The sequence below is a fragment of the Streptomyces sp. NPDC059037 genome, from assembly GCF_042740015.1.
GTDB lineage: Bacteria > Actinomycetota > Actinomycetes > Streptomycetales > Streptomycetaceae > Streptomyces.
The window spans coordinates 3,753-15,292 of record NZ_JBHYIG010000070.1; the positions used below are offsets into that span (position 1 = coordinate 3,753).

The following is an 11,540-nucleotide window of genomic DNA, read 5'->3' on the forward strand; positions in this document are numbered from 1 at the left end:
GGGCCCCCCGGGGCGGGGGGGGGGGCGGGGGGCGCCCGGGCCCCCGCCGCCCGGGGCGCCGCCCGGGCCGCCGCGGCCGCCCAGGACCCCGACGGCGAAACGGATGCGGTCGGCGATCGAGCCACGGCCGTACGCGTCGTCGCGGAGGTTGGTGTTGTCCGCGAGGAACTGGTGGATCAAGTAGCTGTTGGCACCGTGCAGTTCGACCCCGTCGAAGCCCGCGGCGATGGCGTTGCGGGCGGCGTCCACGAAGTCCTGGACCGCCGTGCGGATGTCGTCGACGCTCATCTCGCGCGGGGCGACGTAGTCGGGCTTGCTGCCATCGGGGCCGTGCGCGTGGCCGGGCGGTGTCACGGCCGATGGCGCGAGCGGCAGGTCGCCGTCGATGCGGGCCAGCGGGTGGCCGTTGCGACCGCCGTGCATCAGCTGGGCGTAGATCCGGCCACCGGCGGCGTGCACGGCGTCGGTGACCCGCCGCCAGCCCTCGATGTGCGCGGCGGTCTGCAGCCCCGGATAGCGCCAGCCGCTCTGCCCCCGGCTGCTGGGCCAGATCCCCTCGGTGACGATGAGGCCCGCGCTCGCGCGCTGGGCGTAGTGCTCGGCGACGACCGGCAGCGGAGTGCCGTCATCCGCGGCGCGGGCGCGGGTCATGGGAGCCATGACGATGCGGTTGGGGAGGTGGCCGATGCGGCCTGCGGAATAGGGGGCGAGAAGCGAGGTGTTCGTCATGCCGGAACGGTAAAAGCTGACACCGGTGTGAGATTCAAGCGTGGAGCTTGAAGGGCGGGGATTCGAGCGTGGAGGTTCAGACGGCATGAGGATCGGCGAGCTGGCGCAGCGTACCGCCGTGAGCGAGCGGTCCCTGCGCTACTACGAGAAGCAGGGCCTGCTGTACGCGGACCGCACCCCGGGCGGCCACCGCGACTACCCCGAAGCGGCGGTCGACCGCGTGGTGCACATCCAGGAGCTCTTCGCGGCGGGCCTGTGCAGCGCGAAGATCGTCCAGCTCCTGCCGTGCATGCGGGACAAGGACGGCGGCCCGTCGGAGACGGCGACTCCGTGGCTGGTCGACGAGCTGACCGAGGAGCGGGCCAGGATCGACCGCCAGGTGGCGGATCTGCTGCGGGCGCGGGAGGTACTGGACGAGGTGATCACGGCGGCGTCGAAGCGCTCGCCCCACCACCCCGACCAGAGGAAATCAGATACTCTGATTCCATGAGGACGATGACTGCGACAGAGGTCTCCCGGAACTTCGCATCCGTGCTCGACAGCGCGGAGCACGGCGAGACCATCGTGATCACCAGAGGCGGCCGACGGCTGGCCATACTTGCTCCGGCACCTGCCGGTAACGGCGCGGCGCTCAAGGATTTCCTGGCCGCCCACCCCGTCGACGACAGCTTCGCGGACGACGTACTGGCCGCTCGCGAGATCACCACCGACGAGCTGGGGGCGTCGTGGCCCGACGCCTGATCCTGGACACCGGCCTGCTCATCCGCGCCGAACGTGACGGCGGCACGCTCGCCGGCGTCCTGAACGGGGACGACGACATCACCATCGCCGCCATCACCCTCGCCGAGCTGCAGCTTGGCGTCGAGCTCGCCGACGACGCCCGGCGCACCCGGCGGCAGGAGTTCGTCGACGGCGTACGCGCCCTGATCCCGATCGAGGACTACACAGCGGATGTGGCACGAGTGCACGCCCGCCTGCTCGCGCACGTACGGCGGGAAGGCAAGCCCCGAGGGGCACACGACCTGATCATCGCGGCCACTGCGGCGACCACCGCGAGGGAACTGTTCACCACGGACGGCAAGGCAGCATTCGACGGTTTGCCCGGCGTCCGGTCGGCGACCCACTGATGCCGGGTGCGGGCGCCACGCCCGCCCCTGCTCCCGGGCGACACCCCGCGGCAACGGCGCGACTTGCCGGAAGCCGAAGTCCACTGCTGCCCGCCGGGCACTTCGCCCTGGAGACGCACGCCGCGCAGATCGGCGCGCTGATCGACGACTTCCTCGCCCGGCGCCTCGCCGCCCCGATACGGTCGGGATCATGAACTTATCCCCCTCCGGCAACACCCCCTCCCGCAGCACCCTCTCCCGCAGAACGCTCATAGGCGCCGCGGCCCTGACTCCCGTCTTCCTCTCCGTGCCCGGCACCGCGGGCGCGAGCGCCTTCCCCGACGCACGCAGGCAGCTGCGCGAGCTCGAGAAGGACTACCCCGGCCGCATCGGCGTGCACGCCCTGGACACCGGCAGCGGCGCGTCCGTCGGCTACCGCGAGCACGAACGCTTCGCGATCGCCTCGACGTTCAAGGTGCTCGCCGCGGCGGAGATCCTGCGCAGGGCGCGGGACAAGGAGCCCGGTCTGCTCGACGTACTCATCGAGTACACGCGTGAGGACCTCGTCACGGCATCGCCGAGGACCGAGCTGCACCTCGAAACCGGCATGACCGTACGGGAGTTGTGCGACGCGACCATCACCTACAGCGACAACGCCGCCGCCAATCTGCTGATGCGGCGGATGGGCGGACCGGCCGGCATCACCGCGTTCGCGCGGTCCCTCGGCGACTCCCGCACCCGGCTCGACCGGTGGGAGCCCGAGCTCAACACGAACATCCCCGGCGACCCGCGCGACACCACGACCCCCGCGTCGATGACCGCGAACCTCGACAAGCTCGTCCTCGGTGACGCCCTCGACCCGCTCGACCGCGGGCAGCTGACCCGCTGGCTCCTGGAGAACACCACGGGCGACAAGCGAATCCGGGCCGGCCTTCCGAAGGGCTGGCGGGTCGGCGACAAGACCGGTACGCCCGCCTACGGCGGGGTCAACGACGTCGCCGTGACCTGGCCGCCGGACCGGGCGCCCCTGGTCATCTCCGTGTACACGACCCGCCTCGACCCGGAAACGCCCGGCGAGGACCGGATCGCCGAGGACATCACCCGCATCGTGGTCGACGCCCTCTCCTGACCGCAGCGGAGACGACACCGCCTCCGATCGGGGTGGGGCCCAGATCGGAGGCGGGGTTCAGGGGACGGGCGGCGAAGCCCGAGGGGGCGTCAGCCCATGTGCGGGTACGAGTAGTCCGTCGGCGGGACCAGCGTCTCCTTGATGGCGCGGGTCAGCGTCCAGCGCTGCACGTTCTGCGGGGCGCCCGCCTTGTCGTTGGTGCCGGACGCGCGGCCGCCGCCGAAGGGCTGCTGGCCGACGACGGCGCCGGTCGACTTGTCGTTGATGTAGAAGTTGCCCGCGGCGTAGCGGAGCTTCTCCATCGTGTACGCGGCCGCGGCGCGGTCGTTGGAGATGACCGAGCCCGTCAGGGCGTAGTCCGATGCCGACTCCATCTGGGTCAGCATCTCCTCGTACTTGTCGTCCTCGTAGACGTGGATCGCCAGGAACGGGCCGAAGTACTCGGTCGTGAAGACCTCGTTGGCCGGGTCCGAGCACTCGACGACGGTCGGGCGGACGAAGTAGCCCACCGAGTCGTCGTACGTGCCGCCCGCGACGATCGTGCAGGTCGGGTCGGCCGCCGCGCGGTCGATGGCCGCCTTGTTCTTGGCGAACGCGCGCTCGTCGATGACCGCTCCGATGAAGTTGGAGAGGTCCGTGACGTCGCCCATCCTGATGCCGTCGACCTCGGCCGCGAACTCCTCCTTGAAACCGGAGTTCCAGATCGAGGCCGGGACGTACGCACGCGACGACGCACTGCACTTCTGGCCCTGGAACTCGAAGGAGCCACGGGTCAGGGCCGTCTTGAGGATGGCGCGGTCGGCGCTGGGGTGCGCGACGACGAAGTCCTTGCCGCCGGTCTCGCCGACCAGACGCGGGTACGTGCGGTAGTTGGCGATGTTCTCGCCGACCGTCTTCCACAGGTGCTGGAAGGTCTTCGTCGAGCCGGTGAAGTGGATGCCCGCCAGGTCGCGGTGGTTCAGGGCCACCTCGGAGACGGCGATGCCGTCGCCCGTCACCAGGTTGATGACGCCCTTGGGCAGGCCCGCCTCCTCCAGGAGCTGCATGAGCAGCACGGCGGCGTGCGTCTGCGTCGGGGACGGCTTCCACACGACCACGTTGCCCATGAGGGCCGGGGCGGTCGGCAGGTTGCCGGCGATCGCGGTGAAGTTGAACGGCGTGATCGCGTAGACGAAGCCCTCGAGCGGGCGGTGGTCCAGACGGTTCCAGACGCCGGTCGAGTTCGCCACGGGCTGCTCGGCGAGCAGGTCACGGGCGTACTTGACGTTGAAGCGCCAGAAGTCGACGAGCTCACAGGGAGTGTCGATCTCGGCCTGCTGGGCGGTCTTCGACTGGCCGAGCATGGTGGACGCGGCGAGCGTCTCGCGCCACGTCGTGGAGAGCAGCTCGGCGGCGCGCAGGATGATCGCGGCGCGGTCGTCGAAGGACATCGCGCGCCAGGCCGGGGCGGCGGCGAGGGCGGCGTCGATCGCGTCCTGGGCGTCCTGCTGGTTGGCGCCGCGGCCGGTGCCGATGACGGCCTGGTGGTTGTGCGGCTGCACGACCTGGAAGGGCTCACCGCCACCGAGGCGCTTGACGCCACCGATGGTCATCGGCAGCTCGATGGGGTTCTCGGAGAGCTCCTTGAGCTTGGTCTCGAGGCGGGCACGCTCCGGGGAACCGGGGGCGTAGCCGTGCACCGGCTCGTTGACGGGGGCGGGGACCTTGGTCACGGCGTCCATGAGATAGCTACCTCTTCCGGGTGAATCCCTGACTTCAGCTGAGGGGACTGAAGTCCTGGTCGTATGTTGAGCGGTGGTCAGGGCTTGACCGTCACGAGCTCGTTCCGGCGAGCGCGTGAGAAGCCTCTTGGGGCGGAGTCACGAGTTCCGTATCTCCTTCGACGAGCGGAACTGAGCCGCTGAGTCGGCTGCGGGCGGTGGTTGCCGCCGCCTAGGGGTCCTGGGCCGCGCCAACCACCGCTCAGCCCTTGGTGAGGATGGAGCGGGCGAAGAAGAGCAGGTTGGCCGGCTTCTCCGCGAGGCGGCGCATGAAATATCCGTACCAGTCGGTGCCGTAGGCGGTGTAGACGCGCATCCGGTGGCCCTCGGCCGCGAGCCGCAGGTGCTCGTCGCTGCGGATGCCGTACAGCATCTGGAACTCGTACTCATCCAGTTTGCGCCCGGCACGGCGCGCGAGCTCCTGTGCGATGGAGATCAGGCGCGGGTCGTGGGACCCGATCATCGGGTACCCCTCGCCCTCCATCAGGATCTGCATGATGCGGACGTACGCCTTGTCGATCTCCGCCTTGTCCTGGTACGCGACCTCGGCGGGCTCCTTGTAGGCGCCCTTCACGATGCGTACGCGGCTGCCGTTCTCGGCGAGGCGGCGCGCGTCGTCCTCGGTGCGGAAGAGGTAGGACTGGATGACGCAGCCGGTCTGCGGGAAGTCCTTCCGCAGCTCCTCGTGGATGGCGAACATCGAATCGAGGGTGGTGTGGTCCTCGGCGTCCAGGGTGACCGTCGTGCCGATCGCGGCGGCGGCCTCGACGACGGGACGGACATTGGCGAGGGCCAGCTCGTGGCCGCCCTCAAGCGCCTGGCCGAACATGGACAGCTTGATGGACATCTCGGCCTTGGTGCCCAGGCCCAGGTCCTTGAGGCGCTCGACGAGCTCCAGGTAGGCGTCGCGTGCGGCGGAGGCCTGCTCGGGCGTGGTGATGTCCTCGCCGACGACGTCGAGGGTGACCTCAAGGCCCTTGTCGACGGCGTCCGTGATGATCGGCACGACCTGGTCCACCGTCTCACCGGCGATGAAGCGGTCGACGACCTGCTTGGTGCCGGGGGCCGCCGATACGAAACGGCGCATCTTGTCGCTGCGCGACGCGGCGAGGATCACGGGACCCAGCACGGGCACCTCCACGGGGAATAGAGCGATGGCCGTACCTGGATATGCGTAACGAACCGGTACGGCACGGAGAACCACCGTGAAACTTAAGGATCCCTCCGATCCTGGGCCATCGACACCTGTCACGCATCCGTGCCCTGGATCTCAGACATCTGTCTGAAGGCAAGGGCGAACTGCGTCAGAATGGACAGCGTGAAAGGCGACTACCAGGAACTGGTCGACGAGATCTCGGCCCTGCTCGGCGCCCCCGCGACGCTGGAGAACCGCGACTTCGAGCTGATTGCCTTCGGCGCGCACGACAGCGGGGGCGACAGCGATTTCGACGCGGCGGCCCTCGACCCGGTCCGCACCCGGTCGATCCTCACGCGCCGCTCCACGGCCGGGGTCCGCGCCTGGTTCGAGGGCTTCGGCATCACCCGCGCGACGGCCCCGGTCCGCATCCCGCCCGCCGCGGACGCGGGCGTCTACCGCGGCCGGATCTGCCTTCCCGTACGCCATCGGGGATTCGTCCTGGGGTACGTGTGGCTGCTCGACGACGAGCCGGGGCCCACGGACGCCCAGCTGGGCGCGGCCATGGAGGTGGCCGCCCGGATCGGTGCGCTGCTCGCCGACGAGGCGCAGGCCGGCGCCGATCTGACCCGCGAGTTCCGTGCGGTCCTGACCGCCGAGCGGGGCTGGCAGCGCGACATGGCGGTGGCGGACCTGCGCACGGCGCTGGGCCCGCGCGGCGAGGGCCTGCACGCGGTCGTGTGCGTCGCCCCGTGGCCGTCAGCCAACCCGGACGACGCCCCATCGGTCGGTACGGTGCAGGGGGCGACCGCCCTGTGCACGGTGCCGTGGGGCACGGCGGGCCAGAGCCTCGCGGTCCTGGTCCGGCTGCGCTCGGCCGATGTGCTGACTCCGGCGGAGTCGGCGGCCACGCGGCTCCTGGAGTCGGCGGGGGCCGCGAGCACGGCGGGCCCCTCCGCGGCCGGCATCGCGAACCCCCGGCACGGCCTCGACGAGCTCGGTGCCGCCTGGTGGGAGGCGTCGTCGGCGGCCCGCGCGGCCCGCGCCGAACCGCGCTTCGCCCCGGTGGCCCAGTGGTCGGACATGGGCCCCTACCGCCTGCTCACGGCCCTGCCCCCGGAGGCGGCACACGACCCGGTGGCCCGCGATCTGCTCTCCCCCGCCCACCGCGAACTGGCCCGCACGGCCGAGGTGTTCCTCGACTGCGCGGGCCAAGCCGGGCGCACCGCGGCGGAGTTGGGCATCCACCGGCAGACGCTGTACTACCGCCTGTCGCGCGTGGAGCAGCTCACGGGCCTCGACCTGGACGACGGCGAGGACCGGCTGCTCCTTCACATGGTCCTGAAGTCGTCACGGCTGTGAGGGAGTTCGGCACGTCAGGTCCTTGACCGGGAGCCTGCCCGTGGTCAGGTAGACCGTGGCGCTGTTGTCCGCGCAGGAGTCGGTGCCGTTGACGATGTGCCCCTCTCCGCCGGCGACGGTGACCATCCGGGATCCGCGCAGGGCCCGGTGCATGGCCTGGCCGCCGGCCAGGGGCGTCGACGGGTCCCACTCGTTCTGCAGGATGAGCGCACGGACGCTGTTGGTCACTGTCGTCCTGGGTTCGCTGCCCGGCTTCCAGAAGGCACACGGCTTGATGCCGGAGTCGAAGTCGCCGGACAGCGGATATCGGGCCTTGTCACGGATCGCGTCGCGGCGGTACTGCTCGGGGTCGCGCGGCCACGACGTGCGGGTGTCGGCGCAGAGGACGGCCCAGGCGCTCGCTGTTTCATTGTCCGGGGGGACGTCACGGGCAGACGCCTGCCGGAGGGAGCCCGGGACCTGCTCGGGCGCGCCGGACGGATCCGGCTTCCTGCCCTCGGCCGCCTTCTTCAGCGCGGCGACCCATGTGGCGGCCTTCTGGACGCGGGAGAACGTGGCACGCCGAGCGCGGATGGCGTCACCGGTGAAGAGCGTCCCACCGTGGTCGACGGGTGTGCGGTCGGCCTGGGCGACGAGGTCCCAGAACGTCTCGCGGACCTCGGCCGGGGTATGGCCGAGTCGGTACGTCGTGTGCCGCCGGGCAGTCCACTCGCTCCATCGCGTGAAGGCGGGCCCGGCCCTCTCCGCCATCGCCTGGAACATGCCCCGCCCGTACCGCGCGGGATCGGCCGCACTGTCCAGGACGAACCGGTCCGTTCGCCGGGGGAACATCCGCGCGTAGACGGCGCCGAGGTAGGTGCCGTAGGAGAACCCCATGTAGGAGATCTTCTTCTCGCCGAGCACGGCACGGATGACGTCCATGTCGCGAGCGGTGTTGCGGGTGGTCAGGTGGCGCAGCCTGTCACCTTCCCTGGCCTGGCACTTGGCGGCCACCGTGCGGGCCCACTGCACATCCTTAGCGAAGGTCTCGGTCTTGTACGGGCGCTCCAGGTCCTGTTCGTCGCCGGTCAGACCGCAGCTGACGGGCGAGCTCTGCCCGACGCCCCTCGGGTCGAACCCGATGAGGTCGTACCGTCTCTTCACTTCCTCGGGGAAGTCCGCTCCCCCGCTGACGGGCAGATCCAGACCAGGACCGCCGGGGCCGCCGGGGTTGAGCAGCAGAACGCCGCGACGTTCCTTTGCGCTGCCTGCCTTGATCCGGGATATCGCGATGTCCGTCTTCTTGCCTCCGGAATTGCCGTAGTCCAGCGGCACCTTGAGCGTCGCGCACTGATAGGTGGCGGGGTTCTTCGCATCGCAGCGGTGCCACCGCGGGGTCTGTTGCGAGTACTGCCGCAGCGGGTCCTTGGCAGCCACGGATGCCTCAGATCCAGCAGGGGCCATTGCGGGTGTAAGTGCCGAAAGGAAAGCCGTCACGGCGCCGACGGCCATGAGAGAGGCAATTCGCGTGTTCCGCACAGTGATGCTCGTCCTTAGTCCGTACGTGTTCATCAGACGTCCTCCGCTCAACTGCTCAGGGAACGATCGTGACTTCGGGGCCGCGGACGCACATCGCGGGAAGGCGGGAGAAATTGCTCCCTCGATCGGGGGAGGCCACCGGTGAGCCGCCCGGCCATACTGGGGCGATCATGATCAGGGGAATTCGGCCGCTGCTGCGCGGCTCCACGTATTCGGGCATGCTGTTCGCCTATTGCGGCGCGTTGGCGAGCCTTGTCCTGCTGCCTTTCGCACTGCTGCCGACACTGGCGTGGCCATCCGCTCCCTATGGAGTGCAGACCGTCCTGGTCCTCCTGATCTGGGCGGCACTGATCGGCTTGGCCGGCCTGGCCCGCACCACGCGACGGGCGCTGATCGCGTTCGCCCGCCAACTCCTGAGGGTGCCGTTGCCGGACCCTGCCGCCGAGCCGTCCGGCGCCGACCGCTGGCGGACTCCCCTCTGGCTGCTGCTGCACGCGGCGCTGGGGTGGACGGGGGCGCTGACGAGCGGCGTGCTGATCCTCATGGGGATCGCCCTCCCCGGACACTGGCTCGATGCCGAAGCCGGGCTGAGCCTGTTCGGCCGGTCGCTGCGGTCCGACGGCGGCTGGCAGGGCTGGGCGTTGGCGCTCTGCTGCCTGCTGCTCGCGGCGGCCGTGTGCGTGGTGGTGACGGGCGTGCTGCGGTGGCTGGCGCCCAGGCTCCTGGGTCCTTCGTCGGCCGAGCGGCTCGCGCTGATGGCCGAGCGGGAGCAGCGCCTTGCCGAACGCAACAAGCTGGCCCACGAGTTGCACGACTCGATCGGGCACACGCTGACCGCGACCACGATCCAGGCGGCGGTCGCGGGCGAGGTGCTTTCCGCCGACCCGGGGGCGGCGCGGGCCGCGCTGCGCAGCATCGAGGAGTCGGCCAGGTCCGCCCTCGAGGACCTGGATTACGTACTGGGCGTACTGCGCGAGGAGAAGGCGGAGACGGCGCCGACGCGAACCCTGGCCGACCTGCCCGAGCTGCTCGACCGGTTGCGGCACGCGGGCGCGGTCCTTGAGGTGGATCTTTCGGGCGAGTTGGCGCAGGCGCAGGGGACGCTCTCCCGGGCCGCGTACCGGATTCTGCAGGAAGGTCTGACGAACGCGTTGCGGCACGGGACGGGCGGTCCGATCGGGGTCCGGGTGGCGGCCCTGCCGGACCGCCTTGAGCTCGGTGTGGTCAATGGGGCGGGCGCAAGCATGCGTACGGGCGCGGGTGACTTCCGGACGTCCGGGCACGGCCTGCCCGGCCTCGCCGAGCGCGTGCGGCTGCTGCACGGTGAGATCGAGGTCGGCCCGGACGGGCCGCGGCACTGGCGGCTTGCGGTCCGGCTGCCGGTACGGGTGTCGGCATGACCGGCTCCGACGCGAGCCCGGCCGCCACCGCCACCCCTACCAGTGCCCCCGTCACCCTCTTGATCGCGGACGACGACGAGGTGACCCGCAGCGGCCTGCGCACCCTGCTCGCGGCGCAGCCGGGGATCACGGTGGCCGGGGAGGCCGCCGACGGCGTCGAGGCCGTCGAACAGGCGCGGCGGCTGCGCCCCGACGTGGTCCTGATGGATGTACGGATGCCGCGTCGCAACGGCATCGAGGCCACCCGGCACCTCCTCGCCGAGCCGGCCGAACCGCCGAAGGTCGTGGTGATCACCACCTTCGAGAACGACGGTTACGTCACCGCCGCGCTCAGCGCGGGGGCCAGCGGATTCGTGCTCAAGCGCCTTCCGGTCCGGCAGATCGCCGAGGCGGTACGCGTGGTGGCGGCGGGCGAGGCGATCCTCTTCCCTGCGGCCCTGCGCCGGATGGTCGCCGCCCGCCCGCTGGGCTCCGCCGAGGCGTTGCCGAGGGCGGCGCTGACCGAGCGCGAGGAGGAGGTGCTGCGGCTGATGGCCACCGGCCTGTCCAACCCGGAGATCGCGCGGTCGCTCATGGTGAGCCTGGAGACGGTGAAGACACACGTCGGGAACGTACTGACCAAGCTCGGAGCGCAGAACCGGACCCACGCGGTGGTGATCGCGTACGAATCAGGCCTGGTGGTGCCGGGGTTCACCGGCTGAGGCGGCACCGAAGCCCGGCGAGGATCTCGGCGAACTCCCTTGGCCTGCTGAAGTATCCGACGTGGGAAGCGGCAAGCGAGCGGACGTCGAACGGATTGTCCGGGGTGACCTGATCGGCCTCCTCGATCATGCGGTCCTGTACGTGCAGGGGGATGCTGCGGTCCTCGGTGAGCCGCAGATAGGTGTGCGGTACGCGCCCCCAGCGGTCCGCGCGTATGACGCTGTCCGGACCGAGCACGTCGTAGCTCTGGCGAAGCCCTGCGCGGCGATGTCGCCGACCGCGATCTTCGCCACCGCCGCGTCCAGGAGATTGCCGTCGTGCTCGGCCGGGTGGAGCTCCTCGTCCGGCGTGGTGAATCCGGTCGGGCAGGCGGCCGAGATGTAGACGACGCGGTGCAGCAGCTCGGGCACGGCGTTGCCGACGGCGCTGAGCGTGATGCCCTTCATCGGCGAGGGCGCGGCGGCGAGCGCCTTGAGGTCCTGCGGCGAACGGTGGTACGCGGCGGGGCGGTCGGCCGAACTGCCGTGCCCGGGAAGGTCGATGGCGTACGAGCGGTGGCCGAGCAGCGCGAGCTTCCAGTGGCTCTACGTCAGCCCTTACGACAAGAAGATCAAGGGCTACGTCCCTCAGTACTGCACCGACTGGCGGTAGTTGAGGGCCGGGACAGCGTGACCGCGGCGGGGGGGGGGGGGGGGGCGG

The 11,540-nt window shown here is 70.7% G+C and carries 14 protein-coding genes; 8 read left to right on the top strand and 6 right to left on the bottom strand.

Annotation, left to right across the window (positions count from 1 at the left end; all coding sequences use genetic code 11):
- Positions 1–729, bottom strand: a 729-nt coding sequence (locus tag ACFWY6_RS16935) for an alkene reductase (protein WP_384690485.1), incomplete at its 3' end; no start/stop codon positions are given.
- A gap of 85 nt (positions 730–814) precedes the next feature.
- Here ACFWY6_RS16935 and ACFWY6_RS16940 point away from each other — a divergent pair.
- From ACFWY6_RS16940 to bla, 4 genes are all read left to right on the top strand, one after another.
- Positions 815–1,219 carry a MerR family transcriptional regulator gene (locus ACFWY6_RS16940; protein WP_384690488.1) on the top strand — a complete coding sequence of 135 codons (405 nt, stop codon included), beginning with the start codon at positions 815–817 and terminating at the stop codon, positions 1,217–1,219.
- Positions 1,216–1,470 carry a type II toxin-antitoxin system Phd/YefM family antitoxin gene (locus ACFWY6_RS16945; protein WP_384690491.1) on the top strand — a complete coding sequence of 85 codons (255 nt, stop codon included), beginning with the start codon at positions 1,216–1,218 and terminating at the stop codon, positions 1,468–1,470. Before ACFWY6_RS16940 ends, ACFWY6_RS16945 begins: the two co-directional genes overlap by 4 nt.
- Positions 1,455–1,856, top strand: a complete 402-nt coding sequence (locus tag ACFWY6_RS16950; protein WP_384690493.1) for a PIN domain-containing protein — start codon at positions 1,455–1,457, stop codon at positions 1,854–1,856. Before ACFWY6_RS16945 ends, ACFWY6_RS16950 begins: the two co-directional genes overlap by 16 nt.
- Before the next feature lie 190 nt (positions 1,857–2,046).
- Positions 2,047–2,964 carry a class A beta-lactamase gene (gene bla, locus ACFWY6_RS16955; RefSeq protein ID WP_384690496.1) on the top strand — a complete coding sequence of 306 codons (918 nt, stop codon included), beginning with the start codon at positions 2,047–2,049 and terminating at the stop codon, positions 2,962–2,964.
- A gap of 89 nt (positions 2,965–3,053) precedes the next feature.
- On the opposite strand, the gene pruA is transcribed toward bla, so the two are convergent.
- A complete protein-coding gene (pruA, locus tag ACFWY6_RS16960; RefSeq protein WP_384690499.1) occupies positions 3,054–4,685 on the bottom strand; it encodes an L-glutamate gamma-semialdehyde dehydrogenase in 1,632 nt (543 codons plus the stop codon).
- Between the two features lie 241 nt (positions 4,686–4,926).
- Positions 4,927–5,853, bottom strand: a complete 927-nt coding sequence (locus tag ACFWY6_RS16965; protein ID WP_384690501.1) for a proline dehydrogenase family protein — start codon at positions 5,851–5,853, stop codon at positions 4,927–4,929.
- Between the two features lie 180 nt (positions 5,854–6,033).
- Here ACFWY6_RS16965 and ACFWY6_RS16970 point away from each other — a divergent pair, with 180 nt between their 5' ends.
- The gene (locus ACFWY6_RS16970; RefSeq protein WP_384690504.1) at positions 6,034–7,221 is read left to right on the top strand and encodes a PucR family transcriptional regulator; all 1,188 of its coding nucleotides are present in this window, start codon (positions 6,034–6,036) and stop codon (positions 7,219–7,221) included.
- Here ACFWY6_RS16970 and ACFWY6_RS16975 read toward each other — a convergent pair.
- Positions 7,210–8,712, bottom strand: a complete 1,503-nt coding sequence (locus ACFWY6_RS16975) for an alpha/beta hydrolase (RefSeq protein ID WP_384690507.1) — start codon at positions 8,710–8,712, stop codon at positions 7,210–7,212. The two genes, ACFWY6_RS16970 and ACFWY6_RS16975, sit on opposite strands and share 12 nt — an antisense overlap.
- A gap of 197 nt (positions 8,713–8,909) precedes the next feature.
- Between ACFWY6_RS16975 and ACFWY6_RS16980 the strand changes: the two genes are divergently transcribed.
- Both ACFWY6_RS16980 and ACFWY6_RS16985 read left to right on the top strand, forming a co-directional pair.
- Entirely contained in the window at positions 8,910–10,139 is a 1,230-nt protein-coding gene (locus tag ACFWY6_RS16980) for a sensor histidine kinase (protein ID WP_384690510.1), read from the top strand.
- Positions 10,136–10,840, top strand: a complete 705-nt coding sequence (locus tag ACFWY6_RS16985) for a response regulator (RefSeq protein WP_384690513.1) — start codon at positions 10,136–10,138, stop codon at positions 10,838–10,840. Before ACFWY6_RS16980 ends, ACFWY6_RS16985 begins: the two co-directional genes overlap by 4 nt.
- On the opposite strand, the gene ACFWY6_RS16990 is transcribed toward ACFWY6_RS16985, so the two are convergent.
- Both ACFWY6_RS16990 and ACFWY6_RS16995 read right to left on the bottom strand, forming a co-directional pair.
- On the bottom strand, positions 10,830–10,970 hold the full coding sequence (locus ACFWY6_RS16990) for a hypothetical protein (RefSeq protein ID WP_384690517.1): 141 nt from the start codon (positions 10,968–10,970) through the stop codon (positions 10,830–10,832). The genes ACFWY6_RS16985 and ACFWY6_RS16990 overlap by 11 nt on opposite strands.
- A complete protein-coding gene (locus tag ACFWY6_RS16995; protein WP_384690520.1) occupies positions 10,967–11,287 on the bottom strand; it encodes a hypothetical protein in 321 nt (106 codons plus the stop codon). The genes ACFWY6_RS16990 and ACFWY6_RS16995 overlap by 4 nt, the downstream gene beginning before the upstream one ends.
- On the opposite strand from ACFWY6_RS16995, the gene ACFWY6_RS17000 reads away from it, so the two are divergent.
- Positions 11,277–11,492, top strand: coding sequence for a hypothetical protein (locus tag ACFWY6_RS17000; RefSeq protein WP_384690522.1), 216 nt, complete (start codon positions 11,277–11,279; stop codon positions 11,490–11,492). The two genes, ACFWY6_RS16995 and ACFWY6_RS17000, sit on opposite strands and share 11 nt — an antisense overlap.
- Positions 11,493–11,540: the final 48 nt, after the last annotated feature.

What these genes read in the sequence shown, in the direction of transcription:
- ACFWY6_RS16980 (WP_384690510.1), top strand. Translation starts at nt 8,910, where the DNA reads ATGATCAGGGGAATTCGGCCGCTGCTGCGCGGCTCCACGTATTCGGGC.
- ACFWY6_RS16995 (WP_384690520.1), bottom strand. Translation starts at nt 11,287, where the DNA reads ATGAAGGGCATCACGCTCAGCGCCGTCGGCAACGCCGTGCCCGAGCTG.
- bla (WP_384690496.1), top strand. Translation starts at nt 2,047, where the DNA reads ATGAACTTATCCCCCTCCGGCAACACCCCCTCCCGCAGCACCCTCTCC.
- ACFWY6_RS16940 (WP_384690488.1), top strand. Translation starts at nt 815, where the DNA reads ATGAGGATCGGCGAGCTGGCGCAGCGTACCGCCGTGAGCGAGCGGTCC.
- ACFWY6_RS16975 (WP_384690507.1), bottom strand. Translation starts at nt 8,712, where the DNA reads ATGGCCGTCGGCGCCGTGACGGCTTTCCTTTCGGCACTTACACCCGCA.
- ACFWY6_RS17000 (WP_384690522.1), top strand. Translation starts at nt 11,277, where the DNA reads ATGCCCTTCATCGGCGAGGGCGCGGCGGCGAGCGCCTTGAGGTCCTGC.
- ACFWY6_RS16945 (WP_384690491.1), top strand. Translation starts at nt 1,216, where the DNA reads ATGAGGACGATGACTGCGACAGAGGTCTCCCGGAACTTCGCATCCGTG.
- ACFWY6_RS16985 (WP_384690513.1), top strand. Translation starts at nt 10,136, where the DNA reads ATGACCGGCTCCGACGCGAGCCCGGCCGCCACCGCCACCCCTACCAGT.
- ACFWY6_RS16970 (WP_384690504.1), top strand. Translation starts at nt 6,034, where the DNA reads ATGGACAGCGTGAAAGGCGACTACCAGGAACTGGTCGACGAGATCTCG.
- pruA (WP_384690499.1), bottom strand. Translation starts at nt 4,685, where the DNA reads ATGGACGCCGTGACCAAGGTCCCCGCCCCCGTCAACGAGCCGGTGCAC.
- ACFWY6_RS16990 (WP_384690517.1), bottom strand. Translation starts at nt 10,970, where the DNA reads ATGATCGAGGAGGCCGATCAGGTCACCCCGGACAATCCGTTCGACGTC.